The sequence below is a fragment of the Cupriavidus sp. PET2-C1 genome, assembly GCF_054515855.1.
Genome location: NZ_CM137260.1, coordinates 3,049,184 through 3,074,883, shown reverse-complemented (window position 1 = coordinate 3,074,883; position 25,700 = coordinate 3,049,184). Strand labels below are relative to the sequence as shown.

The window sequence follows — 25,700 nt, the reverse complement described above, 5'->3', positions numbered from 1 at the left end:
CGAGACAGACCATGATCAGATCGCCCGAACTGCTATCGCCGATGACCGCCACGCCTGCCGCCACCCCGGCCTCGCCCGTGGATACGGCAGGCGCGCCGGCCGCCGGCCAGCAGGCGGGCTCAGCCTCGGCTGAGGGGGCCGCAGCCGCGAAAGCGGAAGCGGCCAGCTCCAGGGAGCTGGCCAGCGCGCTCGCCAGTCTCAACGAAGCCTTGCGGGCGACCCCGGTCGAGGTGCGGTTCAACATCGACCACGATACCCACCGCTTCGTGACGGTGGTGGTGGACAAGACCACAGGCGAAACCATCCGCCAGTTCCCCTCGAAAGAAGTCCTGCGCATCACCCGGGCCATTGACAAGCTGCAAGGCCTGCTGATTCACCAGACCGCTTGAGCGGCCAACCCTCCCCCCCTCGAACAAAGTCATCACAGGTAGCAATCATGAGTTCATCGATTTCGTCGCTTGGCGTTGGTTCCGGACTGGATCTGAGTACCTTGTTGACCAATCTGCAGTCGGGGGAACAGGCAAAGCTCACGCCAATCACGGACCAGCAGACGGCTGAGACCTCCAAGCTGTCGGCCTATGGCGTGCTCCAGGGCGCCGTGGCCTCGTTCCAGACCACAGCCGCCGCGCTCGGCACGGCCAGCCTGTATAACAGCACCACCACCACGTCGAGCAACACCAGCGTGCTGAGCACCTCCGCGGACAAGACCGCAGTGGCCGGCAGCTATGCCGTCAACGTGACGGCCCTGGCGCAGTCGCAGACGCTCGTGTCCAACGGCATCACCGACAGCACCGGTCAGTTGCTGGGCAGCGCCAGCATCAAGATCGAATTCGGCACCACCAGCGGCACGACGTTCACGCCGGGCAGCGGCACGCCCACCTCGATCAACATCAACGGCACCAACAACACGCTGACCGGCATCCGCGATGCCATCAACGCGGCCAATGCCGGGGTCACCGCCAGCATCGTCAATGACGGCAGCAGCGCGCCCTATCACCTGGTGATCACCTCCAACACGTCCGGCGCCGCCTCCAGCATGCGCGTGTCGGTGGCCAGCAATGGCGCGGGCGACCCCAGCACCATCAGCGGCCTGCTGTCGTACGATCCGGCCGGCACCAAGGCCATGACCGAGAACGTCAAGGCCGCGGACGCCAAGCTCACCATCAATGGCCTGGCGATCACCAGCGCCACCAACACGGTCCAGGGCGCCGCGCAGGGCGTCACGATGAACCTGGCCACGCTCGGCTCCAGCACGATCAGCGTGTCCACCGACACCTCGACGATGGCCAGTGCGGTGCAGAGCTTTGTCACCGCCTACAACACGCTGCAGACCACGGCCGGCAATCTGTCCAGCTACGACGCGACCACCAAGACCGCGGGCGTACTGCTGGGCGACAGCACCCTGCGCACAATCGAGAACCAGCTGCGCTCCGTGATCAACACGCCGCAGACAGGCGCCAGCGGCAGCCTGAACAACCTGACGCAGATCGGCATCGGCTTCAACGCGAACGGCACCATGTCGCTGGACACCGCCAAGCTGAACAGCGTGCTAGCCAGCAACAAGGCCGGCGTGGCCCAGCTGTTCAGCGGCACCGACGGCAAGTCGGGCTATGGCAACCAGCTGGCGACCGTGGCAGCCGGCTTCTCCAGCGCCACCGGGGCACTGACCACCGCCACCAACGGCGTCAACGCGCAACTCAAGTCGCTGGCTACGGACTACACCAACATGTCCGCCCAGATCGATGCCACCGTCGCGCAGTATCGTACCCAGTTCCAGCAATTGGACTCAATCATGGCGCAGATGACCTCCACCAAGAACTACCTGACGCAGCAGTTCTCTGCAACGACTAGCAAGTAACGCTGAGCGCAGCCAGCCATTCGCTCAAGCCAAATCAAATCCAGGGATCGTCGCCATGTACGCACGCACTGCCGCCAACGCCTATGCCAATGTGGGCGTCCAGACCGGAGCCATGAGTGCCTCTCCGCACCGGCTCATCGTGATGCTGTTCGACGGTGCGCGGGCAGCCATCGCCCGCGCGCGCTTCCATATGGAAGCGGGCAAAATCGCCGACAAGGGCATGGCCATTTCGAAGGCGATCGAGATCATCGACAGCGGCCTGCGTGCCTCGCTGGACCACGGCGCCAGCGCCGAACTCGCGGGCAACCTCGATGCGCTCTACGAGTACATGACCCGCCAGCTCATGCTGGGCAACCTGCATAACGATGACGACCGGCTGTTCGAAGTGGACAAGCTGCTGGCTGACCTGGCCTCGGCGTGGAGCCAGATCGACCCCGCCGCGGAGCCAGAGCAACAGCCGCTGCGGCCCCCGGAAGCCGTCTCGGTAGGGGTATGACATGCTCAGACAAAAGAACCGACTCATCGCCTGCTATGAAGAACTGCTCGGCCTGTCCGGGCAGATGTGCGAAGCCGCGCGCGCCAGCGACTGGGACAGCCTGAGCGCGTTGCAGACCCGTTACGTGGCCCAGGTCAATGTGCTGCGCAATAACGACGACGTAGCCTTGCTCTCGCCTCAGGAACGCCGCTACCGCTACCAGATGCTGGAGAGCATCCTGTCGCAGGATGCCGCCATCCGCAACCTGGTGATGCCCCAGCTCGAACGCCTCGGCAACCTGCTCAATCACTCGCGCCGCCGCCTGGAACTGCACCACACCTACGGCGCTGACGCAGCCCTCTGACACGCTGAATGGTCGGCATCAATCTTCCGCCGGATCCTTCGCTCACGCTGCGTGCGGATACGCAAGGTCTCACATCCGCACTGAGCGTGGCCAAGCTGGCCGCGCTGTTGCCCACGGGCACCGTCACCGATACGGTGGGCCCCGCGACTGGCGGCCCCACGGTGCAGCAAGGCCGTCCCGGGCAGGTAACCGGCGGCGGGCTCAACCCCGCGGCCGGCACAGCGCCAGCCTCGGCACGTGAGACCTTGAGCTCGGCGGCACGCGTCATCCTGGATATCCTGGAAGGCACCGAATCCACACCGCTGCGCGGCTCCGCCCCGCTCCTGCCCACACCGCCCGGCAGCGGCCAGGCTGCCGCGCTGGCCAGTGCACTGGCGCGGCAGGTCGGGCAAAGCGGCTTGTTCTACGAATCCCATCTGGGACAGCTGCTCAACGGCACGCGCGGGCTGGACAGCCTGCTGCGCGAGCCGCAAGCCTTGCTGGGCCGCCCGCCGGGCACTCCTGGCGGCGGCAGCCCTGACGCGAGCGCCAATGCGGGCGGCGCGGCGCGGCCCGTGCTGGCGCTGACGTATGAACCCTCGGCAAGCCCCGCTGCGCCGCCAGCACCGGCGGCTCAGCCCCAGCCGCCGGCCGCCAGCGGTACGGCGATCAACCTTGCAGCCGCGGCCCTGGGGGCGCTCGTCGATGCCGAGGCGGGCCCCGCAGCCCCTGTGCCGGCGCCGCGGGGCTCAGGCAACAACAGCAGCAACACGGCGCAGCCCGCCGGTGCTGCCTCATCGCTGACAGTCCCGCAAGGCCCCTCGGCCCATCTTGCCCATCAGGCCACGCAGGCTTACCAGGCGGCGTCAGCGGCACAGGCAGACCCGCAGGCGCAAGCCAGGCACCTGCACATCGATAGCTCCTGGCGCGATGGCGGCACCGCGGCCGAGGCCCGGCAACTGGCGGCGCCGGTTGGCCCGCCGGTCCATCCCGACGCCGCCACGCTGGTGCGCCAGCAGCTCGACGCCCTCGCCACCCAGCAGTTCCGCTGGATGGGCGAAGCGTGGCCGGGCACGCCAATGGACTGGCAGATCCGGCGCGAGCCCGATGACAGCCAGGCACGCAGCCAGGGCGAAGGCCCCGACCCTGCCGCCGGCGTGTGGTCGACGCGGCTGGTGCTGGAGTTCCCCAACCTCGGCACCGTGGAAGCACGCCTGAGCCTGGCTGGCAACGGCATCGAAGCTCGCCTGGCCGCGCCGGACTCGGTCAACCGCCTGAATGCGGCACGCGCGCAATTGCAGGATCGGCTGGCGGCCACCGGACTGAACCTCACCACGCTGGCGGTGGACGGCATCCTTTCGCCCGGCCGGAGCATCGGATCATGAGCTACCCGGACGATGTGCTCGACGGCAGCCCGCGCGGCAGCGCGGTCGCGCTGAGCTACGACGAAAGCCGCGACAGCGGCCCGCGCGTGGTCGCCAAGGGCTACGGCGAGGTCGCCGATGCCATCATCGCCCGCGCCCGCGAGAGCGGCGTCTACGTTCACAACTCGCCCGCGCTGGTAACCCTGCTGATGCAGGTCAACCTGGACTCGCACATCCCCCCGCAGCTCTACATGGCGGTGGCGGAACTGCTCGCGTGGCTGTATCAGCTCGAGCAGGACCAGGTTAGCGCCGGCCACCCATCCGGCACGCAGCACGGCAGCCAGGGCTGACGCCACCACCCGCCGCGCCAGGCTCCTGGCATCCACGCGGCGTATTCATCTCACGACTTCCAAGCCCCTCGAATTGGCCTTGTTTTTGGCCTGTATTCCCGCCTCCCCCTGCGTGACGCCCTGTTAAGTTTTAGGGGGCCGAAACAGCCTGGCAATTGCCCTTGCGAATACCGCCGTTCACGGTGCGTGGCGGCGGCGCCAGCATCGCCATCAAGCGTACTACCTGTTCCAGCCCGCCAAGACGGGCTTAAACGATGAAACCACTCCAGACTGCTTCCAGGGCACCGCGTCAAATCGACAAGGCGCGCGAACTCTACAATGCCGGCCAATACCGCGCCGCGTTCAAGGAGGCCGAACGGGCGGAGCAAATCCATGGCAAGCGGGCCGACGCCAGCTATTGGCAAATGGCCGCGGCGCTGGGGATGCAGGATACGCAGCAAGCCGGCGAGATCCTGCGCGACGGTTTGCAGCGGTTCCCGGCGGACATCGACCTGATGTCGCTAGGCGGCTTCGTCCTGCTGCGCAATGGCAAGCACGAGGACGCCAGGCAGCTACTGCAGCAATGCGTCGCCAACGCGCCGGGTTCCATCAGCGGATGGGTGCACTACGCCGCCCTGCTGCTGGAGCTGCGCGAGCCCGCGGCGGCGAAGGAAGCGGCGCTCAAGGCGCTGGCCATCGATCCGAACGAACCCATCGCCGCCTGCAACTACGCCCTCGCCCTGAAGGAAATCGGGGAGATGGGCGAGGCCATGGAGGCACTATGGAAAGCGGTAAGACTGGCCCCGAAGAATCTCGCCATCCGCGCCAACCTGCTGTTCGCCATGTTGTTCGCACAGGAAACCACGGCAGCCGACCTGCTGCGCGAGGCCAGGGCCTACGAGCAGCTGCTGCTGGCCGGGCAGCGCTTCCCGCTGCGCAAGCACGCCCTGCGCCAGGACGGCGGCCCGATCCGCCTGGGCCTGCTGTCCAATGACCTGCTGCGGCACGCCTGTGCCTACTTCATCCTGCCGCTGCTTGCCAACCTGGACCGCACCCGCGTAGAAGTGGTGGCGTTCTCGCTCAACCCGCAGAGCGATCACGTCACCGACAAGATCCGGCTGCACGCCAACCAGTTCATCGAGTTGGCCGGCAAGTCCACCGCCGACATCGTCGACATCGTGCGCGGTCAGCAGATCGACGTGCTGATCGACCTCGGCGGGCATACCGGAACTTCCCCGCTGCCCTACATGGTCCATGGCCTGGCGCCGGTACAGATGACATGGCTGGGCTACCCGGGAAGCACAGGGCTGAGCGCCATTGACTACCGCATCACCGACTGGACCTGCGATCCGGAAGGATTCGAGCCGCACTACAGCGAAGCCCTGCTCAGGGCGCCCGCCTTTTGCACCTATGCCCCGCTGATCCATAGCCCGCTCGAGACCTACGGCGCCAAGTACCGGGTCCAGGACACACCCGCGCTGCGCAACGGGACAGGCGCGATCACCTTTGGCTCCTGCAACAACCTGGGCAAGGTGACCGACCAGACCCTTGCCCTGTGGGGCGCCGTGATGGCGCGCTGCCCCGGCAGCCGGCTGCTGATCGAAGCGCGCGACATCGACAACGACGCCGTGAGCGGACCGCTGCTGGCACGCCTGGCCCGGGTCGGCATCGACGCGGACAGCGTCATCCGCGTTCCGCGGCTGGTGCAAAACCAGTACCTGACCTACAACAACATCGACATCGTCCTCGACACGTGGCCGCTGACCGGCGGCACCACCACGTGCGACGCCGTGTGGATGGGTGTGCCGGTGGTATCGCGGGCCGGCGCCGCCTACCATTCGCGGATCTCCGCGGGTGTCTTGCATGCCATCGGGCTCGATGGCCTGGTGTGCGCGGACGAACGCGAGTATGTCGAGGTCGCGGTGCACCTGGCGACCCACCTCGAAGAGCTCAATGCCTTGCGGCTATCGACCAGGCAGCGCTTCGAGCAGAGCCCCCTGGCCGACAGCGCAGGATTCGCGCGCTGGCTGGAAGATCAGTTGACCCGCCTGGTCCAGCCCCACAGGCCGATCGATAGCCAGACCGCCGGCTCGTTCGATGGCGTCTACTTCGCCGATGCCTGGCACACCATGGCGGAGATCGTGGTGGCGATCGCGGGCCTGCTGGATGCCCAGCGCTACGTGGAGCTGCGCAGCCTGATGGAGAACTTCTCCGCGAAATGGCCCAGGCACTGGATCACGGCCTATGTACTGGCCGAGATCGCGCATCACAGCGGGCAGCCCGAAGCCTGCGTCGAATACCTGATGGAGAGCATCGGCCTGCGCGCCTATCACCTGCCGCTCTATCGTGTGCTCAGCGCCCGCATGGATGCATACCAGTATGACAAGGGCATGCTGGCTGAATTCCTGCAACAGCAATTCGGCATGAGCCTGGCGTTCCTGGAGCAGCAAGGAACGCCCACGGTCCTCGAAGTGCTTGGCATCGACATCGCGCGAGCGCAAATCCTCGAACCAGCCCACGCCTGATGGCTGCCGCGCAAGCCCTGGCCGCGCGCCGCCTCGCCTGACAAACTAGCCCATCCAGAATGAAGAACAACGCAGCCAGCTCCAAAGCGGATCGGTACATCAAGAAGGCCGAGGCCAGCTACTTCGCCGGCCGGTACCATGAGGCCATCGAACATGCGGAGAAGGCCGGGAAGCTGGCCCCCGGCCTCTACCTGGCCTACTACTTGCGCGCCGTAGCCACGCTCGGCCTTCAGCAGATCGAGCAGGCTTACCGCATCGCGCAGGACGGGTTGAAGGCGCACCCGAACCAGCCTGACATGATCGCCACGGTCGCCCGCATCATGTGCACGATGGGCAAGCTCGAGCCAGCCCGCATCATGCTGCGGGACTGCGTCGCCGCGCACCCGGGCAGCCTGGCGGCCTGGGCCAACTATGCCATCGTCCTGCAGAAGCTGGCCCTGCACGCGGACGCCAAGCACGCGTCGCTCAAAGCGCTCGAGATCGCCCCCAACAATCCCGCGATCCTGGCAAATTACGCCAACGACCTGAAAGACACGGGATTCGCGGAAGACGCGATCTCGGTACTCAGGAAGGCCGCGGCCCTTGACCCGGGCAACAAGAGCATCCGCTCCAATCTGCTGTTCCTCTTGCTGTTCGGCGAGAAGACGAGCGCCGGCGACCTGCTGAAGGAGGCCGGCAGCTTCGCGCAGTCGCTTGCTAGCAAGCGACTGCCTCTGCTGCATGTGCAACAGAGGCCGGCGTCCGAGCGCATTCGCGTTGGTATTCTTTCGAATGACCTGTTCCGCCACGCGTGCGCCTACATCCTGATTCCCTTCATCGCCAATCTGGACCGGGCGCGATTCGAAGTGGTAGCGCTCGGCCTGCACGCCTATCGGGACACCGTCACGCAGAAGATCGCCATGTATTGCGATCGCTTCGTCGACGTGGCCAACATGGCGGAGAACGAAGTCGTGCGGACAGTGCGCGAGGAAAACCTCGACCTGTTGATCGATCTCGGCGGCTACACGGGCACCTCGCCCTTGCACTACATGGTCTACGGCTTGGCCCCTGTCCAGCTCACCTGGCTGGGTTATCCCGGCAGCACCGGGATGCCAGCCATCCACCATCGCATCACGGACTGGATCGGCGACCCGGCGGGAGCCGAATCGCACTACACGGAGAATCTGTTGCGCGCGCCGGGCATCTTCGCGGTCTACTACCCGATGATCAATAGTCCGCTAAAGGCCTACCAGCCCGAATACCAGGTACGCGAAACGCCTGCTGCCCGCAACGGCTTCATCACCTTTGGTTCCTGCAACAACCTCGGCAAGATCACGGACCGCACGCTGCGGCTCTGGAGCACCACCCTGGCAAGCTGCGCGGATAGCCGGCTGCTGGTGGAAGCCGCGGAACTCGACCGGGACGAGGTAAGGATTCCGCTGCTGGAGCGCATGCAGCAGGCCGGAATCGATACGCAGCGGGTGACCTGCATCCCGAGGGAAGGCAAGAACCAATACCTGACCTACCACGATATCGACATCGTGCTGGATACCTCCCCCGTTACCGGCGGCAATACCACCTGCGACGCGCTCTGGATGGGCGTGCCCGTGGTCACGCTGGCCTGCGCCCCGTTCCACACCCGCGTTTCGGCGCCGTTCCTGCACGCCATGGGGCTGGACGAGCTGATCTGCGAAACCGAAGAAGCCTACGTCACGGTGGCGGCCAGCCTGGCCAGCAACCTCGACCAGCTCAATGCCCTGCGGCTGAGCATGCGGCACCGCTTTGAGAAGAGCGCCATCTTCGACGCCGCCGGCTTCGCGCGCTGGTTCGAAAGCCAGGCGGTAGCGCTGGTTGGCCAGCACCGCGACGTAAGCCATCTCGAGGCACGCACGCAGGATGGCGTGTTCTGCGCCGGCGCATGGCATTCCATGGAAGAACTCGTGCTGACCATCGGCCTGCTGCTGGAAGAAGGGCGGCATATCGAGCTGAGCAGCCTGCTGGAGAACATGTCGGCAAAGTGGAGCAAGCACTGGCTGGTCGCGTTCGCGCTGGGCGAGATGCAGCAACACCTGGGCAACCACGACCGCGCCCTCGAACTGCTGATGGAGAGCATCAACCTGCGCCCGTACCACGTGCCGCTCTATCGACTGCTGAGCGTACGCATGGACGAAGGCGGCCACGATAAAAGCCCCCTGGCTGACATCCTGCAGCAGCAGTTCGGCCTGGATCTCGCCTTGATCGAGCGCCAGGGCAAACCCACGACCCATGAAATCCTGGGCATCCAGGTATTGGAGGAAGCCGCATGAAAGCCGTCATCCTGGCGGGCGGGCTTGGTACCCGCATTTCCGAAGAATCGCACCTGCGCCCCAAGCCGATGATCGAGATCGGCGGCAAGCCGATCCTGTGGCACATCATGAAGATGTACGCGGCGCACGGCATCAATGATTTCATCATCTGCCTGGGCTACAAGGGCTACGTCATCAAGGAGTACTTCGCCAACTACTTCCTGCACATGTCGGATGTCACCTTCGATATGTCGGAGAACCGCATGGACGTGCATTGCCGCAAGGCAGAGCCGTGGCGGGTCACGCTGGTCGACACCGGCGAAGATGCGCAAACCGGCGGCCGGCTGCGCAGGGTGCGCGACTATCTCACGCCTGGCGAGTCGTTCTGCTTCACCTACGGCGACGGTGTCTCCAGCATCGACCTGAGCGCGGAGATCGCTTTCCACCGCAACCATGGACGCTGGGCAACCGTCGCCGCAGTGCAACCTCCCGGGCGCTATGGCGCACTCGAGCGGACCAATGAGGGCATGGTCACCGGTTTTTCCGAGAAGCCGCGCGGCGATGGCGGCTGGATCAACGGGGGCTTCTTCGTGCTCGAGCGCGAGGTGCTGGACCTGATCGCCGACGACCAGACCCCCTGGGAACAAGCGCCGATGAAGGAACTGGCGCGCCTGGGGCATCTCCTGGCCTACGAGCACGACGGATTCTGGCAGCCCATGGACACGCTGCGCGAAAAGACCCAGCTGGAAGAAATGTGGCAGTCCGGCTCAGCTCCCTGGAAATGCTGGTAATGCATGCACTGTCCTGCTACGCCGGGCGCTCTGTCTTCCTGACGGGCCATACCGGCTTCAAAGGCGCCTGGATGGCGATGTGGCTGACCCGGCTGGGCGCGCGCGTGAGCGGCTATGCACTGCCCTGCGCCACCAGCCCGGCGCTGTTCACCTTGGCCGATGTCGAGGCTGGCATGCACGCGCACCACCATGGCGACGTCCGCGACCAGGCTGCCCTGACCGCCGCGCTGCATGCGGCACAGCCCGAAATCGTCTTCCACCTCGCCGCGCAGCCGCTGGTACGCGCCAGCTACGATCAGCCGGTGCAAACGTGGGCGACCAATGTGATGGGCACCGTGCACCTGCTGGAGGCCGTGAGGGCCTGCCCATCGGTGCGCGCCGTGGTGGTGGTCACCACCGACAAGAGCTATGAGAACCGCGAATGGCTGTGGGGCTACCGCGAGACCGACCCGCTCGGCGGCCACGATCCCTACAGTGCCAGCAAGGCCGGCGCGGAGCTCGTGGCGGCGAGCTACCGGCAGGCCTTCCTGGCCGGGAGCGGCGTACTGGTGGCGACCGCGCGTGCCGGCAACGTGATCGGCGGCGGCGACTGGTCCATGGATCGCCTGATCGCGGATGCCGCGCGCGCCGCCGCGACGGCGCAGCCGCTGCGCATCCGCAGCCCGGAAGCCACCCGTCCCTGGCAGCACGTGCTGGAGTCGCTGCGTGGATACCTGCTGCTGGGCGAACGCCTGTGGGCAGGCGAACAGGCACTGGCCGACGCCTTCAACTTTGGTCCCGCCGCTACCGATAACCTCCCTGTGGCCGAGGTCCTCACGCGTTTGCAGGCTCACTGGCCAGCCTTGCAATGGGAGGTCGACGAGGCCGCCCGGGAGCAAGCGCCGCATGAGGCCCGCTACCTGTATCTCGATTCGGCCAAGGCCCGGCAAGTGCTGTCGTGGCGTCCGCGCTGGACGCTTGACGAGGCACTGGCCGCTACCGCCGAGTGGTATGGCACGGTCCAGCGCGACCCACACCAGGCGCGCAGGCTCTCCGAACAACAACTGGATCGATTCTGCTCATGACAGACGCCGCACCCAACCACGGTAACTGCCGCGCCTGCGGCGCGCCGCTGGTGCACACCTTCGTCGATCTGGGACTGTCCCCGGTCTCCAACGCCTTCATCAAGCGCGAAGACGCTGGCAAGGGCGAGATGTTCTATCCCCTGCATGCGCTAGTCTGCGACCACTGCTGGCTGGTGCAGCTCGGCGACGTGACGGGGGCGGAGGCCCACTTTCACGACGACTACGCCTACTTCTCTTCGTTCTCCGCCTCCTGGCTGGAGCACGCCCGCCGCTACGTCGAGGACATGACGAAGCGCTTCGCGCTGGGCGGGGACAGCCGCGTGATGGAGATCGCCAGCAACGATGGCTACCTGCTGCAGTACTTTGTGCAGGCCGGCATCGATTGCCTGGGCATCGAGCCCACGGGCAATACCGCCGCGGCCGCGCGCGAACGCGGTGTCGCCAGCCGCGAAGTGTTCTTTGGCCGCGAAACCGCACAGTCGCTGCGCGACGAGGGCTGGCAGGTCGATCTCCTGCTTGGCAACAACGTGCTGGCGCATGTGCCTGACCTCAATGACTTTGTTGGCGGCATGCCTCGCGTCCTCAAGGCTGAAGGGGTGATCACCCTTGAGTTCCCGCACCTGTTGCGCCTGATGGCCGAAACGCAGTTCGATACGCTGTACCACGAGCATTTCTCCTACCTGTCGCTAAGCGCGCTGCTGCCGGTGTTTGCTCGCGCGGGCTTGCGCGTGTTCGACGTGCAGACCCTGCCCACTCATGGCGGCAGCCTGCGCCTCTTTGTCTGTCACCAGGCTGCCGCGCACGCGGTCACAGCGCAGGTCGCGCAATGCCTGGCGGCGGAGCAAGCCGCCGGCCTGACCACGCTCGCGCCTTACACGGCCTTTGCGGAAGCGGTGCGCGCCACCAAGCGCAGCCTGCTTGACTTTCTCGTGACCGCGCGGCGCGCCGGCAAGCGCGTAGTTGGCTATGGCGCACCGGCCAAAGGCAACACCTTGCTCAACTATTGCGGCATCGGCACCGATTTCATCGACTACACCGTGGACCGGAATCCCCACAAGCAAGGCACGCTGTTGCCAGGCTCGCGCATTCCGGTGCTGGCGCCGGAAGCCATCGACGCGGATCGTCCTGACTACGTGCTGATCCTGCCCTGGAATCTGCGCGAGGAGATCATGGGCCAGATGGCGCATATCCGCGAATGGGGCGGCAAGTTCCTGGTGCCGATCCCGGAGGTGCGCAGTCTATGAAGTTCGTTGCCGCCCGCATGCCTGGCGTGTTCCTGGTCGAGCCCGAGCAGCTCCGCGATGACCGCGGCCATTTTGCTCGCACCTGGTGCGAGCAGGCGTTTCGCGAGCAGGGCCTGGATGCGCGCCTGGTTCAGTGCAACGTGTCCTATAGCCGCCAGCGCGGGACGCTGCGTGGCATGCACTACCAGACGGCACCGTACGCGGAAGCCAAGCTGATCCGGGTGACCCGGGGCAAGGTGCATGACGTGCTGCTGGACCTTCGCGAAGGCACGCCGGGCTTCGGCCAGTGGCAGGCGTTTGAGCTCAGCAGCGACAACGCCGCGATGCTGTACGTGCCGCAAGGCGTGGCGCACGGCTTCCAGACCCTTTGCGACGACACCGAGATGTTCTACCAGATGTCCACGCCCTACTCTGCCGCCCACGCGGCGGGCGTACGGTGGAACGATCCCGCTTTCGATATTCCCTGGCCGCTGGAGAATCCCATCCTCTCTCCACGCGACCAACAACATCCACTGTGGCAACACCAACCCAACGCAGGAGACCCGACATGATTCCGATGTTCAAACCGCTGATCGAAGAAGAAGAAATCCAGGCGAGCCGCGAAGCCCTTGAGCTCGGCTGGCTCGGCATGGGCAGCTACGTGTCCGCGTTCGAGGAAGAAGTCAAGAAGCTGATCGGCGCCGAAGACAAATACGTAGCCGCCGTCAGCACCGGCACGGCCGGCCTGCACGTGGCACTGCTCGTGGCCGGCGTGGGCCCGGGCGACGAGGTCATCGTTTCGTCGTTCAACTGTTCGGCGGACTTCCAGGTCATTACGCAGGTGGGCGCCGAGATCGTGTTCTGCGACTGCGAAGACGACACGCTGTGCATCGACCTCAAGCGCGCCGAAGAGCTGGTCACCGAGCGCACCAAGGCCATCATCGTGATGGACTACGACTGCCTGCTGTGCGACCACGACGAAGTGGCCGCGTTCGCCAAGCGCCACAAGCTGCGCGTCATTCACGATGCGGCGCACTCCTTTGGCTCCAAGTACAAGGGCAAGCCGGTCGGCAGCTTCTCCGATATCTGCGTGTTCAGCCATGATCCGGTGAAGACCGTGACCTGCCTGGACGGCGGCACCATCGTGGTCAGCACGCCCGAGGACCTGAAACTGGTGCACGAGCTGCGCCTGCTCGGCATGCAACAGCCGGCAGCCGTGATGTACAAGAACCAGCGTGCCTGGACCTTCGACGTGGAACGCGTTGGCTACCGCTATCACATGATCAATATGCATGCTGCCGTCGGCCTGGCGCAGTTGCGCAAGATCGGCACCATCGCGAAGACGCGCCGCGATGCCTGCGTGGAGTACAGCCGCTTGCTGGCCGATGTGCCCATGGTGCGCACGCCGAAGTCGAAGTTCGAAGATGTGAACCCGTTCCTGTACTACATCCGCGTCCCCGAAGGCCATCGCGACGATCTGCGCGCGTACCTCAAGGAGAACGGCGTTGACACCGGCATCCACTGGCAGCCGGGCCACTGGTTCACGCTGTGGAAGGACTGCAAGGCGGGCGACCTGTCGGTCACCAACAGTGTTGGCAAGGAAATCCTGTCGCTGCCGCTGTACTCCAAGATGGATCTGGCGATCGTGCGCGAAGTGGCAGCCAAGGTGCGTAGCTATTTTGACAAAGTGGTGGGCTGACATGGACACGCGCATCTCCGGCAAAGAGCTGATTGCCAGCATCAAAGCCAGCGCCGCGACGAGCCAGGTGGGCGTGGTCATCCCGGTCGGCCGGCCGGTCGTGGCCGTCTTGCGGCCCATTCCGACCCGGCCCGGCTGCATCGCGCAGACCGACCTGGAATTGCTCAGCGAATGGCGCAATCGCCATGTGAAGTCCTTCCTGACCGAGTTCGCCGCGCATGCCAAACGCACCGAGCAGTGGCTGGTGGACTACGTGCACGCCAACCCCGCGAAGCTGTTGTTCATGGTGGAGAGCCTTGACGGGACGCCCCTTGGCCATGTCGGCATCGATTTCATCGACTGGGATACCAGCTACGGTGAAGCGGATGCCATCGTCAGCGGTGGCGCCTCCCCGCGCGGGCTGATGAAGGAAGCCCTGCGCACCATGCTGGACTGGGCCGAGCACCAGCTCGGCCTGCGCCACCTCGCGGTCAGGGTGCGATCCGACAATAGCGCGCTGGAGTTCTATCGCAAGGTCGGCTTCGTCGAGGAAAAGCGAGTCCCCCTGAATGTGGAGAGATCGCAAGACATGGTGCGCTGGTACGAGGACCCTGCCGTGCAGGATCCGCAAGCCGCCCTGGTCTACATGAACTACCGCAAGCAGGCATGAAGCTCATCGGCACCGACCGGGCCGGACTGGCCAGCTATGTGCAAGCACAGCTGGCCAGCTTTTTTCCGGATGGCGCGGATCACCGGACCGCGCTCGAACGCTATCTGGACGAGGCACTCGCCAGGACCGGCCGTTGCGTCGACGCGGTCCGGATGTGGCGGCCAGGTGAATTCGACTACCTGCACTCCAGCCAGTACGCCACCTTTCTCTACTACCTGTCCAACTCGATCTGGCGCGATGGCGGCGACCCGCGCGCGTGCACCAAGCTGTTCTGCCTGAACAAGGCGCTCAACGCGATGGACCTCTTCTACGAGGTGATCATGCCCGAAGTCTTCCTGATCGGGCACTCGGTCGGCATCGTGCTGGCAAAAGCCACCTACGGCAATTACCTGGTGCTGTACCAGAACTCCACGGTCGGCAAGAACCACGGCGCAGCCCCGGTAATCGGAGACGGCGTGGTGATGTATCCCAATACCGCCATCATCGGCCGCAGCCATGTGGGCAATGGATCGGTGATTGCGCAGGGGGTCAGCGTGATCAATCGCGATACGCCGGGGGATTGCCTGGTGTACGCCGGACATGCCGGCGACCTGGTCTGCAAGCCAGTGCGCGAACCGGCGGCGGAAGAGTACTTCCGGCTGTAAGTTTCGGGGGCCTGCTAGCGCGGGCCACAAGGAGCGCAAGCGGTAACGAAGGCATCGCGGCATGGCAAGCGCCCGCCCTCTCCCCCGGCCCCTCTCCCACAAGTGGGAGAGGGGAGCCAACCAGCGGCAAGATCAACCGATCGGTGTAGCCGTGTCTCCCGCCAGTCAGGCGGGAGACACCCGCACGCGATGCGAAGCGAGCCGTGAAGGTTTACCTAGGCCGTATGGGGCGCCTCGGGATTCGGCGAAAAGAGCGGAAAAGAGGGACCCATGTCTGAGTATCGCCTTAAGGCGATGCGAGTTTGGGTCCCGGCCGCTCTTTTCGCCGAAGCCCGAGGGGGTAGTCGCCCCATCCGGCGCGCCTTTTTTGCCTACTTTTTTGGCAAGACAAAAAAGTAGGTCGCCGCCCCGCAGGGGTGGTGAAACTGCAGTTGCCTTTGACTTTAAGCAGCCACAGGCAAAAACACTCCCTCAAACCGTCATATTCATCATTTCCTGATAAGCCGCCGTCAACCGGTTCCGAACCTGTACCCCGGTCTGAAACGAAACATTGGCCTTCTGCATATCGATCATCACATCGTTGAGCGACACACCCGGCTTGCCAAGCTCAAACGCCTCAGCCTGCCCATAAGCCTTCTCCTGCACGTTGCTGATGCGCGCCAGCGAACGCTGGAGCTCGCCGGCAAAACCGCCGGAGGAAACGGCGGAAGCCTGGCTTTCCTGCCCGGTGGCGCTCTGGGCCAGCCCGCGCAGTTGCTGCAACATGCCGTCGATAGAAGAGATGGTAGTCATGGCGATCCGCTAGGAACCCGCCCCGCCCTGGCCAGCCGAAGCCCGCCCCGGGGGAAACCGGTTCGAAAATGAGTCATTAAGGGTTGCGCCGGGCACCCGCCCGGGCCGCTGCCGGCAAACCTGGCGCAATGCGCCGCCTATGCCACAAATACCGCATCCGCGCGCGCCACCTGTGCCAGCCCCCGAAGCGTACTCGCGGCGTCACTCGGGCCATTGCGGGAATTCGGGTGGAAAACGAGGCCTATTCGCCGGATTGTCGGCACCCGCCTTGGATGATCATCGATACCGTGCCGAATCTGGGTGCCGCTCTCCTTTGCGCGCCCGGTCCGGACCCGAATCTCATCAACTATCGCGGGGAGTACGCGTGTTTTGTCAGCAGCGTGATCTTAGCCATGCCGAAGCCAGGGTTAGCCAGGCCAGCCGGGGTGGACAGGGCAGCCAGAGCGGCGCCCGCCATCCGGCCCAGCCGATCCTGACCCATGCCGGCCCGGCCGTGACGGGGGCGCGCGCATGAACGCCGTGGCAGCCCTGTCGAACAAGTCCGAGCTGTTCGAGCGACTCAAGACCAATCCGCGCCTGCCCCTGATGCTGGGCGGCGCGGCCCTCGCCGCGGCCATCGCGGTGGGTGTGCTTTGGTCGCGTGCGCCGGACTACAAGGTGCTCTACAGCAATCTGTCCGAGCGCGACGGCGGTGCCGTCATCGCCTCCCTGCAGCAGATGAACGTGCCGTACAAGTTCGCCGAAGGCGGCGGTGCGGTGATGGTGCCCTCCGAGAAAGTCCACGAAACGCGGCTGCGCCTGGCTTCGCAGGGCTTGCCCAAGAGCGGCACCACGGGCATGGAACTGATGGACACGCAGAAGTTCGGCATCAGCCAGTTTGCCGAACAGGTCAACTACCAGCGCGGCCTGGAAGGCGAGCTGGCCCGCTCGATCGAATCGATTGCGGCGGTGCAGTCGGCGCGCGTGCACCTGGCCATTCCCAAGCCGACGCTGTTCGTGCGCGAACGCCAGAAGCCGACCGCCTCGATCGTGCTGCAACTCTACCCGGGCCGTGCCATCGACGACGGCCAGGTCGCCGCGATCGGCCACCTGGTTTCGTCCAGCGTGCCGGAACTCACGCCCAAGGCCATTTCCATCGTCGACCAGCACGGCAACCTGCTGTCCGGCAGCGGCACCAACGAGCGCATGCTCGACGCCGGCCAGATCAAGTACGTGCAAGCGCTGGAGCGCAACTACGCGCAGCGCGTGGAGGCCATCCTGGCGCCGATCCTCGGCCAGGACAACGTCAAAGCGCAGGTTACCGCCGACGTGGACTTCTCCATCGTCGAGCACACGGACGAGTCCTACAAGCCGAATCAGGACCCAACCCGCGCCGCCATTCGCAGCCAGCAATCGAGCGAGTCGAGCCAGCAAGGCGCAGCGCCGGTTGGCGGCGTGCCTGGCGCGCTGTCCAACCAGCCGCCGGCACCGGCCACGGCCCCGATCACCACGGCCCAGCCGCCGCGCCCGGGCCAGCCGAACCAGCCGGGGCAGCAGCCCGGCCAGCAAGGCCAGGCCGCTGGCCAGGCCCAGGGCGGCGCCACCGCCACGGCCCAGACCGGCCCGAGCAGCAACCGCCACGACTCCACCACCAACTACGAGCTCGACCGTACCGTGCGCCATGTGCAGCAGGCACCGGGTGGCGTGAAGCGCCTGTCGGTAGCCGTGGTGGTCAACTACCGTCAAAAGGCGGGCGCCAACGGCAAGATGGTGTCTGAAGCCCTGCCCGCCGCGCAGCTCGCCCAGATCGAGAACCTGACCAAGGAAGCCATGGGCTTCTCGGCCGACCGGGGCGACTCGCTCAATGTGGTCAACAGCCCGTTCACCGTGGACAACGACATCAAGCCGGAACTGCCGCTGTGGAAGCAGCCGGACATGATCGCCCTGGCCAAGACCGCCGCCGGCTACCTGCTGCTGGCACTGCTGGCGCTGTTCGTGTGGTTCAAGGTGGCGCGTCCGGTGCTGCGCAAGTACACCGCGCCACCCCTGCCGCCGCCACAGGAAAAGTCGGCCGACAACGAAACCATTCTGTTGCCGCCTGAAGAGCTGGCAAATCCGGAAGTCCTGCGGCTTGCCGCTAAATATGAAAGCGATCTCGCCCTGGTGCGTGACGCCGCGCAGCGCGACCCGCGCCTGGTTGCTAGTGTGATCAAAAACTGGATGGCTAGCGATGACCGATGAAGGATTGCAGAAGAGCGCCATCCTGATGATGTCGCTCGGTGAAGACGCCGCAGCAGAAGTATTCAAACACCTTGGCCCCCGCGAAGTGCAGAGCCTGGGCTCGGCCATGGCCACGCTCAACTCGGTGACGCGCGAGCAGATGTCCGCCGTGCTGGCCGAGTTCCGCTCGGAGACCGAGCAGTACCTCGCGCTGAATGTGGATTCGAGCGCCTTTATCCGCAGCGTGCTGAACAAGGCGCTGGGCGAGGAGCGCGCGGTATCGGTGATCGAGGACATCCTCGAGTCCCGCGACCCTGGCGCCGGCATCGACTCGCTGAACTGGATGGATTCCACTTCGGTGGCAGAGCTGATCCGCGACGAACACCCGCAGATCATCGCCACCATCCTGATCCACCTGGACCGGCAGAAGTCGTCCGAGATCATCGCCATGTTCACCGAGCGCCTGCGCCAGGACGTGATCCTGCGGATCGCCACCTTCGGCGGCGTGCAGCCTGGCGCCCTGCAGGAACTGACCGACGTGCTGACCAAGCTGCTGGCGGGCCAGAGCCTCAAGCGCAGCCGCATGGGCGGTGTGCGTACGGCGGCCGAGATCATCAACCTGATGAGCACGGCCCACGAAGAAGCGGTGATCGAAGGCGTGCGCCTGCACGACGGCGACCTCGCACAGAAGATCATCGACGAGATGTTCCTGTTCGAGAACCTGATGGAAGTCGACGATCGCGGCATCCAGCGCGTGCTCAAGGAAGTGGCCACCGAATCGCTCATCGTCGCGCTCAAGGGTGCGCCGGTGGAGTTGCGCGACAAGTTCATCCGCAACATGTCGACCCGCGCGGGCGAAATGCTGCGCGAAGACCTCGAAGCGCTGGGCCCGGTACGGGTCTCGCAAGTCGAGGCCGAGCAGAAGAACATCCTCCAGGTGGTACGACGCCTGGCCGAAGCCGGCGAAGTTGTAATCGGTGGTGGCGACGATGCCTACGTCTGAACGTGCCCTGCGCCAGTTCCGGGGCCTTGCCTCGGACAGCGATTTTGTCGATGGCCGCAGCGAGCTTCGCGGCGATCATGCCAGCGATGCCGGCGATGGCCGCGCAGCGGGCAACCGCGGCGCGCCGCGGCAGGCCGGCTTCGAGAGCTTTACCGCGCCGGCGGGCCGCGCCCCGCAGAAAAACGGCTGGCAACGCTGGCAGATGGTCTCGCTGGATCCGCGCAAGGCCGCGCCCGCTCCGGCGGAGTTCATGCCGCTGGAGCCTGCACCGCCCCCCATCGACTTTGCCGCGCTTGATGCCATGCGTGAAGGCGCGCGCAAGGAAGGCTACGCCCAGGGCTATACCCAGGGCCAGACCCAGGGCTACGGCGACGGCCACCGCGAAGGCTACGCGCGCGGCCTGGAAGGCGCACGCACCGAAGCCGCCCACCTGCAGCAACTGGCCGCCACCTTCAGCCACGCGCTTGGCCGCGTTGACGAAGAAGTGGCCCAGACCCTGATTTCACTGGCGCTGGATGTGGCGCGCCAGCTCGTGCAGCAGGCCGTGCAGGCCGATCCCGCCGTGCTGCTTCCTGCGGTGCGCGAACTGCTCGCGGCCGAGCCGGCGCTGTCCGGCTCGCCCTGCCTGCTGCTCAATCCCGAAGATGTCACGCTGGTGGAAACCCACCTGACGGGCGAACTCCAGGCCGCCGGCTGGAGCGTGCGCGCCGACCCGGCCATCGCGCGCGGCGGCTGCGTGGCAAGCGCCGCCAGCGGCGAGCTCGATGCCACGCTGTCCACGCGCTGGAGCCGCGTGGTCAAGGCGCTCGGCCGTGACGACCCGTGGGAGCCGCCGCATGCCTGATACCTCGGCCAATACCTCGGCCAACGCCTCGGTGAATCCGGATTTCACCGCCGGCCTGCATGGCCAGCGCTGGCGCGATGCGCTCACCGCGGCCTCGGCCGGCATTGCCGAGATCGACAGCAAGCGCAGCTGCGGCCGCCTGACCCGCGCCGCCGGCCTTGTACTGGAAGCCGTGGGCCTGCGCCTGCCGGTCGGCAGCGATTGCCTGATCGAGCTGCCGGGCGGCCAGCTGCACGGCAAGAGCACCGGTCCGCGCCTGGCCGAGGCGGAAGTCGTCGGCTTCGGCGCCGACCGGCTCTACCTGATGCCGCAATCCGACGTGGTGGGCCTGGTGCCCGGCGCGCGCGTCTACCCGCTCGAACCCACGCCGCTGCCCAGCGGCGACACCACCCCGCGTGAGCCGGGCTCGAAGCGCCTGCCGGTGGGCGAAGGCCTGCTCGGGCGCGTGCTCGATGCCGCCGGACGTCCGCTGGACGGCCTGGGCCCCATCACCGCTGCCACCGAAGTCACGCTCGGCGGCACGCAGATCAACCCGCTGTCGCGCGCGCCTATCGAGACCGTGCTCGACGTGGGCGTGCGTGCCATCAACGGCATGCTCACCGTGGGCCGCGGCCAGCGCATGGGCCTGTTCGCCGGCTCCGGCGTGGGCAAGAGCGTGTTGCTGGGCATGATGGCGCGCTACACCAGCGCGGAAGTGATCGTGGTCGGCCTGATCGGCGAGCGCGGCCGCGAAGTGAAAGACTTCATCGAGAACATCCTGGGCCCGGAAGGGCGCGCGCGCTCCGTGGTGGTAGCGGCGCCTGCCGACACCTCGCCGCTGCTGCGCATGCAGGGCGCCTCCTATGCCACGCGCCTGGCCGAGTACTTCCGCGACCAGGGCCGCCACGTGCTGCTGATCATGGACTCGCTCACGCGTTACGCCATGGCCCAGCGCGAGATCGCCCTGGCCATCGGCGAGCCGCCCGCGACCAAGGGCTATCCGCCCTCGGTGTTCGCCAAGCTCCCCACGCTGGTGGAACGCACCGGCAACGGCGCCGAAGGCGGCGGCTCGATCACGGCCTTCTACACCGTGCTGACCGAAGGCGACGACCAGCAGGACCCGATCGCGGATTCCGCGCGCGCCATCCTCGACGGCCACATCGTGCTCTCGCGCAGCCTGGCGGAATCCGGCCACTACCCCGCCATCGACGTGGAAGCCTCGATCAGCCGGGCCATGACGGCGCTGATCGAGCCGCCGCAGTTCGCCTCGGTGCGGCGCTTCAAGCAATTGATGTCGCGCTACCAGCGCAACCGCGACCTGATCAGCGTGGGCGCGTACGTGCCGGGCAACGATCCGGAGCTGGACCTGGCCATCCACCTGCATCCGCAGATGGAGGCCTTCCTGCAGCAAGACATCCATGAGCGCGCCGGCTATGACGCCTCGATCGGCCAGTTGCATAGTCTCTTCCAACGGAGTGAACATGGCTAAGCCATCTGCATTGAATACCTTGGCCGACCTGGCCCAGAACGATACGGATGCCGCCGCGCGCGAGCTGGGCCGGCTGCAAGGCCTGCGCAACCAGGCGGAGCAGCAACTGGCCGCGCTCACGCAGTACCGGCAGGAATACCGCGAGCGCATGCAAGCCATCGCGCAGGACGGCATGACTTCCACCCGCTGGCAGGACTTTGCGCAGTTCCTGGCCTCGCTCGATACCGCCATCCGCCAGCAGACCGAAGCGCTGGCGCGGGCCGAAGCCCAGTTGCTCGCCGGGCGCGCCAACTGGCAGCAGCAAAAGCGCCGCCAGAGTTCCTTCGACACGCTCATTACCCGCGCGGATACGCGCGAGCAGATTGCCAGCACGCGCCGCGAGCAACGCGACACCGACGAATACGCAGCCCGCGCCGCCCGCCTGCAAGTTGCAGGCCGCCACCGCTAAGCCGCCCAGACAGACCGAGCCCGAACATGATCGATATCAGCCAGATTGTCAGCAATGCCGCCACGGCCGCCACAGCCGCCTCTTCGCGCAGCACCAGCAACACCAGCAATGCCGATGCGCAGCAGCAAGGGTTCGGCGATGCGCTGGCGCGCGCCCGCAACGACGACCGCACCAGCAGCAATAGCAGTAATAGCAGCAACGCCGGCAATGGCAGCGCAAGCAACGCCAGCAGCAACGCCGATAACGCGGCCACACGCAACGACGCCGGCGGCCAGAACGCCAACGCCGCCAAGCCAGGCACGCAGTCCAGCACGGTAGCCACCAAGCCATCACGCCGCCAGGACAAGGACGACGAGACGTCCGAGGACCAGGCCGCGAATCCCGCCGCACAGTCCGCCGCCGCCGCGCTGGCCGCCCTGCTCACGCCGCAGCCGGCACAGCCTGCCGCGCTGGCAGCCAACGGCGCGCTGCCAGGCTCGGCCGGACTGCCCGGCACAGCCGCCCTGGGCGCGCAAGCCGGCTTGAAAGACATGAAAGACCCGGCGCTCGCCACCGGCGCGGCCGCGACGCCCGACGCGGGCGCACCGACAGCGTCAGCCGCCGCCGATACGCTGGCCACCATCGCGTCCCAGCGCGCCGCGCTGCAGGCCGTGCCGCAAACCGCGGCCGGCACCCAGGCAGCAACCACGGACAAGCCCGCCACAACGCCCGGCATCGACGCCACCAAGGCGAGCGCGGACCTGGCCGCCAGCCTCAAGGCCGCCATGGCCGGCCAGCAAGGCGGCAACGGCCAGGCCTCCTCGGGGCAGCAGGACGCCTCGCTCGGCCAGCCGTACAAGGCCCCGCTGCAGCTTGGCGATGCCGGCAAGAACAGCCCGCCCGCGGCAACCACCACCGCCGCGCCGGCCAACCCGATGCAACTGGCGGCAGCCATGCGCGCCGCCGAGCCGGCCAGCACCGAGACCACGCCCGCCGCCGTCACGCCGCTGATGGCAGCCGGCAGCCTGGCCGCGAGCCAGGCGCCAACCTCCGGCGGCCTGTCGCCGGCCACCTCGCTGCCGATCGCCCCGCCCGTGGGCGATGGCCAGTGGCCGCAAGCGCTTGGCCAGCAGATGGTGCGCCTGTCGACCCAGGGCAACCACACCGCCGAGCTGCAGCTCAATCCGCCCGACCTCGGCCCGCTCAAGGTCGTGCTCAACGTCGTCAACGACCAGGCCCAGGCCCAGTTCGTCTCGCCGCACGCCGCCGTGCGCGCCGCGGTCGAAGCCGCACTGCCGCAACTGCGCACCGCGCTGGCCGACAGCGGCATCCAGCTGGGCCAGACCTCGGTCGGCGCCGACAGCTTTGCCGGCCAGCCCGGCAACGGCCAACAGCAGCAACGCCAGCCGGGCAATGCGCAGAACGGCTTCGGCACGCTGGCAGGCATGCCGGCAGCCCCGGTCAATGCCGGCCCCGTGGCCCCGGTGGCACGCACCCTCGCACGCGGCGAGGTCGACACCTTCGCCTGACCGCGCGGGCGGGATGGACGCTCGGGCGCACACGCCCGGGCTTGCCACGCAGACCGGCGCATTCGCGCTTACCATGTCGTTTTAGAGCAGGACCGCAGCCACCAGGGCTGGCGCGCCCCGCCCGCCAAGACGCCATGACCTTCGACCTGTTCGACTCCCTCCCCCAGGACGCCCCCCGCGCCGAGCCCATCGTGCCCGGCGCAGTGGTGCTGCGCGGCTTCGCACGGGAGCATGAACAAACACTGCTGGATAACGTGCGCGCCATTGCCACGCAAGCGCCGTGGCGGCACCTTGTCACGCCGGGCGGCCTGCGCATGTCGGTGGCCATGACCAACTGCGGCCAATTTGGCTGGGTTTCGGATATCACCGGCTATCGCTACGAAGCGGCCGATCCCCTCAGCGGCCAGCCCTGGCCTGGCATGCCGGATGCCTTCCTGGCGCTGGCGCGCGATGCGGCCGCCACGGCCGGCTTTGCCGATTTCCGGCCGGACGCGTGCCTGCTCAACCGTTATGCGCCGGGCACCCGGCTCTCCCTGCACCAGGACCGCGATGAGCTCGACCTGCGCGCGCCCATCGTCTCGGTGTCGCTTGGCCTGCCGGCCGTGTTCCTGTTCGGCGGCCTTGCCCGCGCCGAGCGCCCGCTGCGCGTGCGCCTGGCGCATGGCGATGTGGTGGTATGGGGTGGCCCGGCCAGGCTGGCGTTCCACGGCATTGCGCCGCTGGCCGACGGCGATCACGCGCTGGTGGGCCGCGAGCGGATCAACCTGACTTTCCGCAAGACGCGCTAACGGCGCGCCGGGCGCGTTGGCAGGCGAGCGTCAGCCGATCTCATCGAGCAGCGCCAGCCGGCGATCGTCGGGAAACGCCCTGACGCGATACCTGGCAGGGTACTGCGCCTCCGGCTCCATCAGATCGCCCAGCAAGGCCAGCGCCTGCTGCCAGCCCACCACCCGCGTCCGCCCCACGCCATCGGCCGCGTCGGGCCGTACCAGGGCGATGCGATCCGCGCGCGGCAGCGAAGTATCCACGCCGCACGTCCAGGTGGTGATCGAAAACGCGGTAAGCGGATCGTCCTGCCGCCCATAGAGCACGTAATTGGCCAGGAAGACATCGGCACCGTCGCGCTCGTTCAGGCGGTCAAGGGCAGCCTTTTGCGTGTCGTATTCCTCCTTGCGGTACAGCCGCACCAGATGGGCAAGGTGCCGTGCAGCCTCCTCGCCGGCCGGGACGAAATGCAACACCTCGGTCCCCGTGGGCACGGCGTGCGCCACGCCACCGGGCTGGTAGCGGAACATGGCCGGCGAGATCGTGCGGCCCTGGCGGGACGCTTGCAGGCTGAGCTCCACCATGCGCAGCTGCCCGGCATCATCCTGGTCGCCCGTCACCAGCAGCACCTCGCGGGTTGGCATCATGAATACCGGGCGGCCGCGTACCGGTACCCGCTCCAGCACATCCGGCAGCAGCGCGCGGCTGGCCTCGTAGCCGTCGCTCCAGGCGCCCTGGTAGACGCCCTGCGCGACCGGGACGAAGGCTTCGCCGGTGTGGTCGCGCAGGTTGTCGCCCGCGATCTGCAGCGCCTGGCCAAGTGTCACCTGCCAGGAGGCGGAGGGGCCATTGAGCAGCGTCGATGTGGTTTCCGGATAGTCCACCGCCAGCAGGATCACGCAATCCTCGCCGAAGGGCAGGTAGGCGACATCAAAGGTCGAAGGATCGCCTTCCGTGCGCAAGTGGTGCAGCCGGATCTCGTCGATCAGCGAGCGGCTGCGGATCAGCGGGCGCAGCATGGGCCCGGCCTCGGACAGCAAGGCCGGCGTGGCCTGCCCGCTGGAACACAAGGTGGCCACGAAGCCATGCAGCGCCTTGTCGCGCTGCGCGCCAGGCGCCTCGCAGTACGCCCGGTAGGCGTTGTGGAGGTTGAAGAAAGCGTTGCGCCCGTGCTCCAGCCGGAACTCGTCCGCGTTGAAATCGAGGCGCCCCTCAAAGCCCTGGCGCCGGGCAGCGGCAATGAACAGCGCCGCGAAACGATCCGGCGGCGGCTTGCGCAGGAAAAGCGAATCGAAGAAACCCATGACGATGGCGTGGCCCGGATGCTGGCGGGGAGGTTGGCCCGGATGTTGGCCCGGATGTTGGCCCGGATGACAGTGCTTACACCTTACCCCATGTCCCGGCGTTTCGGCATCCTCGCCGTTGTCCACCATGCGCCATGCGCC

General features: G+C 66.7%; 24 protein-coding genes. 22 read left to right on the top strand and 2 right to left on the bottom strand.

All coding sequences use genetic code 11. The annotated features are described in order from the left end of the window. The first annotated feature begins 11 nt into the window (after positions 1-11). From ACX12D_RS33665 to ACX12D_RS33595, 15 genes are all read left to right on the top strand, one after another. On the top strand, positions 12-389 hold the full coding sequence (locus tag ACX12D_RS33665; RefSeq protein ID WP_459375255.1) for a flagellar protein FlaG: 378 nt from the start codon (positions 12-14) through the stop codon (positions 387-389). Between the two features lie 47 nt (positions 390-436). Next, the gene (fliD, locus tag ACX12D_RS33660) at positions 437-1,858 is read left to right on the top strand and encodes a flagellar filament capping protein FliD (RefSeq protein ID WP_459375254.1); all 1,422 of its coding nucleotides are present in this window, start codon (positions 437-439) and stop codon (positions 1,856-1,858) included. A gap of 55 nt (positions 1,859-1,913) precedes the next feature. Further along, the gene (gene fliS, locus ACX12D_RS33655; protein WP_441640305.1) at positions 1,914-2,354 is read left to right on the top strand and encodes a flagellar export chaperone FliS; all 441 of its coding nucleotides are present in this window, start codon (positions 1,914-1,916) and stop codon (positions 2,352-2,354) included. Between the two features lies 1 nt (position 2,355). Then, entirely contained in the window at positions 2,356-2,697 is a 342-nt protein-coding gene (locus tag ACX12D_RS33650; protein ID WP_416051757.1) for a flagellar protein FliT, read from the top strand. Positions 2,698-2,705: 8 nt separating this feature from the next. Next, a complete protein-coding gene (fliK, locus tag ACX12D_RS33645) occupies positions 2,706-4,061 on the top strand; it encodes a flagellar hook-length control protein FliK (RefSeq protein ID WP_459375253.1) in 1,356 nt (451 codons plus the stop codon). Beyond that, positions 4,058-4,390 (top strand): EscU/YscU/HrcU family type III secretion system export apparatus switch protein, encoded by a 333-nt coding sequence (locus tag ACX12D_RS33640; RefSeq protein WP_441640307.1) that lies wholly within the window; start codon positions 4,058-4,060, stop codon positions 4,388-4,390. The genes fliK and ACX12D_RS33640 overlap by 4 nt, the downstream gene beginning before the upstream one ends. A gap of 254 nt (positions 4,391-4,644) precedes the next feature. Further along, positions 4,645-6,894: an O-linked N-acetylglucosamine transferase, SPINDLY family protein gene (locus tag ACX12D_RS33635; protein WP_459375252.1), complete on the top strand. Its 2,250-nt coding sequence runs from the start codon at positions 4,645-4,647 to the stop codon at positions 6,892-6,894. Between the two features lie 59 nt (positions 6,895-6,953). Next, a complete protein-coding gene (locus ACX12D_RS33630) occupies positions 6,954-9,179 on the top strand; it encodes an O-linked N-acetylglucosamine transferase, SPINDLY family protein (RefSeq protein WP_459375251.1) in 2,226 nt (741 codons plus the stop codon). Further along, positions 9,176-9,949, top strand: coding sequence for a glucose-1-phosphate cytidylyltransferase (gene rfbF / locus ACX12D_RS33625; RefSeq protein WP_416051752.1), 774 nt, complete (start codon positions 9,176-9,178; stop codon positions 9,947-9,949). Before ACX12D_RS33630 ends, rfbF begins: the two co-directional genes overlap by 4 nt. Continuing rightward, positions 9,949-11,013, top strand: a complete 1,065-nt coding sequence (gene rfbG / locus ACX12D_RS33620) for a CDP-glucose 4,6-dehydratase (RefSeq protein ID WP_459375250.1) — start codon at positions 9,949-9,951, stop codon at positions 11,011-11,013. Before rfbF ends, rfbG begins: the two co-directional genes overlap by 1 nt. After that, positions 11,010-12,257: a methyltransferase domain-containing protein gene (locus tag ACX12D_RS33615; protein WP_459375249.1), complete on the top strand. Its 1,248-nt coding sequence runs from the start codon at positions 11,010-11,012 to the stop codon at positions 12,255-12,257. Before rfbG ends, ACX12D_RS33615 begins: the two co-directional genes overlap by 4 nt. After that, positions 12,254-12,808 carry a dTDP-4-dehydrorhamnose 3,5-epimerase gene (gene rfbC / locus ACX12D_RS33610; protein ID WP_459375248.1) on the top strand — a complete coding sequence of 185 codons (555 nt, stop codon included), beginning with the start codon at positions 12,254-12,256 and terminating at the stop codon, positions 12,806-12,808. Before ACX12D_RS33615 ends, rfbC begins: the two co-directional genes overlap by 4 nt. Beyond that, complete coding sequence (locus ACX12D_RS33605; RefSeq protein ID WP_183033372.1) at positions 12,805-13,935, top strand: DegT/DnrJ/EryC1/StrS family aminotransferase; 1,131 nt, start codon at positions 12,805-12,807, stop codon at positions 13,933-13,935. Before rfbC ends, ACX12D_RS33605 begins: the two co-directional genes overlap by 4 nt. Before the next feature lies 1 nt (position 13,936). Continuing rightward, on the top strand, positions 13,937-14,584 hold the full coding sequence (locus ACX12D_RS33600; RefSeq protein ID WP_459375247.1) for a GNAT family N-acetyltransferase: 648 nt from the start codon (positions 13,937-13,939) through the stop codon (positions 14,582-14,584). Beyond that, positions 14,581-15,228 (top strand): LbetaH domain-containing protein, encoded by a 648-nt coding sequence (locus tag ACX12D_RS33595; RefSeq protein WP_459375246.1) that lies wholly within the window; start codon positions 14,581-14,583, stop codon positions 15,226-15,228. The genes ACX12D_RS33600 and ACX12D_RS33595 overlap by 4 nt, the downstream gene beginning before the upstream one ends. A gap of 471 nt (positions 15,229-15,699) precedes the next feature. Here the strand turns inward: ACX12D_RS33595 and fliE are convergent, their stop codons facing one another. Next, the gene (gene fliE / locus ACX12D_RS33590) at positions 15,700-16,020 is read right to left on the bottom strand and encodes a flagellar hook-basal body complex protein FliE (protein WP_043353483.1); all 321 of its coding nucleotides are present in this window, start codon (positions 16,018-16,020) and stop codon (positions 15,700-15,702) included. A gap of 510 nt (positions 16,021-16,530) precedes the next feature. Here fliE and fliF point away from each other — a divergent pair. From fliF to alkB, 7 genes are all read left to right on the top strand, one after another. Further along, positions 16,531-18,240, top strand: coding sequence for a flagellar basal-body MS-ring/collar protein FliF (gene fliF / locus ACX12D_RS33585; RefSeq protein ID WP_459375245.1), 1,710 nt, complete (start codon positions 16,531-16,533; stop codon positions 18,238-18,240). Further along, on the top strand, positions 18,230-19,222 hold the full coding sequence (fliG, locus tag ACX12D_RS33580; protein ID WP_441640319.1) for a flagellar motor switch protein FliG: 993 nt from the start codon (positions 18,230-18,232) through the stop codon (positions 19,220-19,222). Before fliF ends, fliG begins: the two co-directional genes overlap by 11 nt. After that, entirely contained in the window at positions 19,209-20,066 is an 858-nt protein-coding gene (gene fliH, locus ACX12D_RS33575) for a flagellar assembly protein FliH (RefSeq protein ID WP_441640320.1), read from the top strand. Before fliG ends, fliH begins: the two co-directional genes overlap by 14 nt. Then, positions 19,987-21,534, top strand: coding sequence for a flagellar protein export ATPase FliI (gene fliI / locus ACX12D_RS33570; RefSeq protein ID WP_441640321.1), 1,548 nt, complete (start codon positions 19,987-19,989; stop codon positions 21,532-21,534). The genes fliH and fliI overlap by 80 nt, the downstream gene beginning before the upstream one ends. Then, the gene (gene fliJ / locus ACX12D_RS33565) at positions 21,527-21,982 is read left to right on the top strand and encodes a flagellar export protein FliJ (protein WP_174425237.1); all 456 of its coding nucleotides are present in this window, start codon (positions 21,527-21,529) and stop codon (positions 21,980-21,982) included. Before fliI ends, fliJ begins: the two co-directional genes overlap by 8 nt. A gap of 26 nt (positions 21,983-22,008) precedes the next feature. Beyond that, positions 22,009-23,490: a flagellar hook-length control protein FliK gene (locus ACX12D_RS33560; RefSeq protein WP_459375244.1), complete on the top strand. Its 1,482-nt coding sequence runs from the start codon at positions 22,009-22,011 to the stop codon at positions 23,488-23,490. A gap of 134 nt (positions 23,491-23,624) precedes the next feature. Continuing rightward, complete coding sequence (gene alkB / locus ACX12D_RS33555) at positions 23,625-24,278, top strand: DNA oxidative demethylase AlkB (protein ID WP_459375243.1); 654 nt, start codon at positions 23,625-23,627, stop codon at positions 24,276-24,278. Between the two features lie 30 nt (positions 24,279-24,308). Here alkB and ACX12D_RS33550 read toward each other — a convergent pair whose 3' ends face one another. Then, on the bottom strand, positions 24,309-25,559 hold the full coding sequence (locus ACX12D_RS33550) for a DUF1444 domain-containing protein (protein ID WP_459375242.1): 1,251 nt from the start codon (positions 25,557-25,559) through the stop codon (positions 24,309-24,311). Positions 25,560-25,700: the final 141 nt, after the last annotated feature.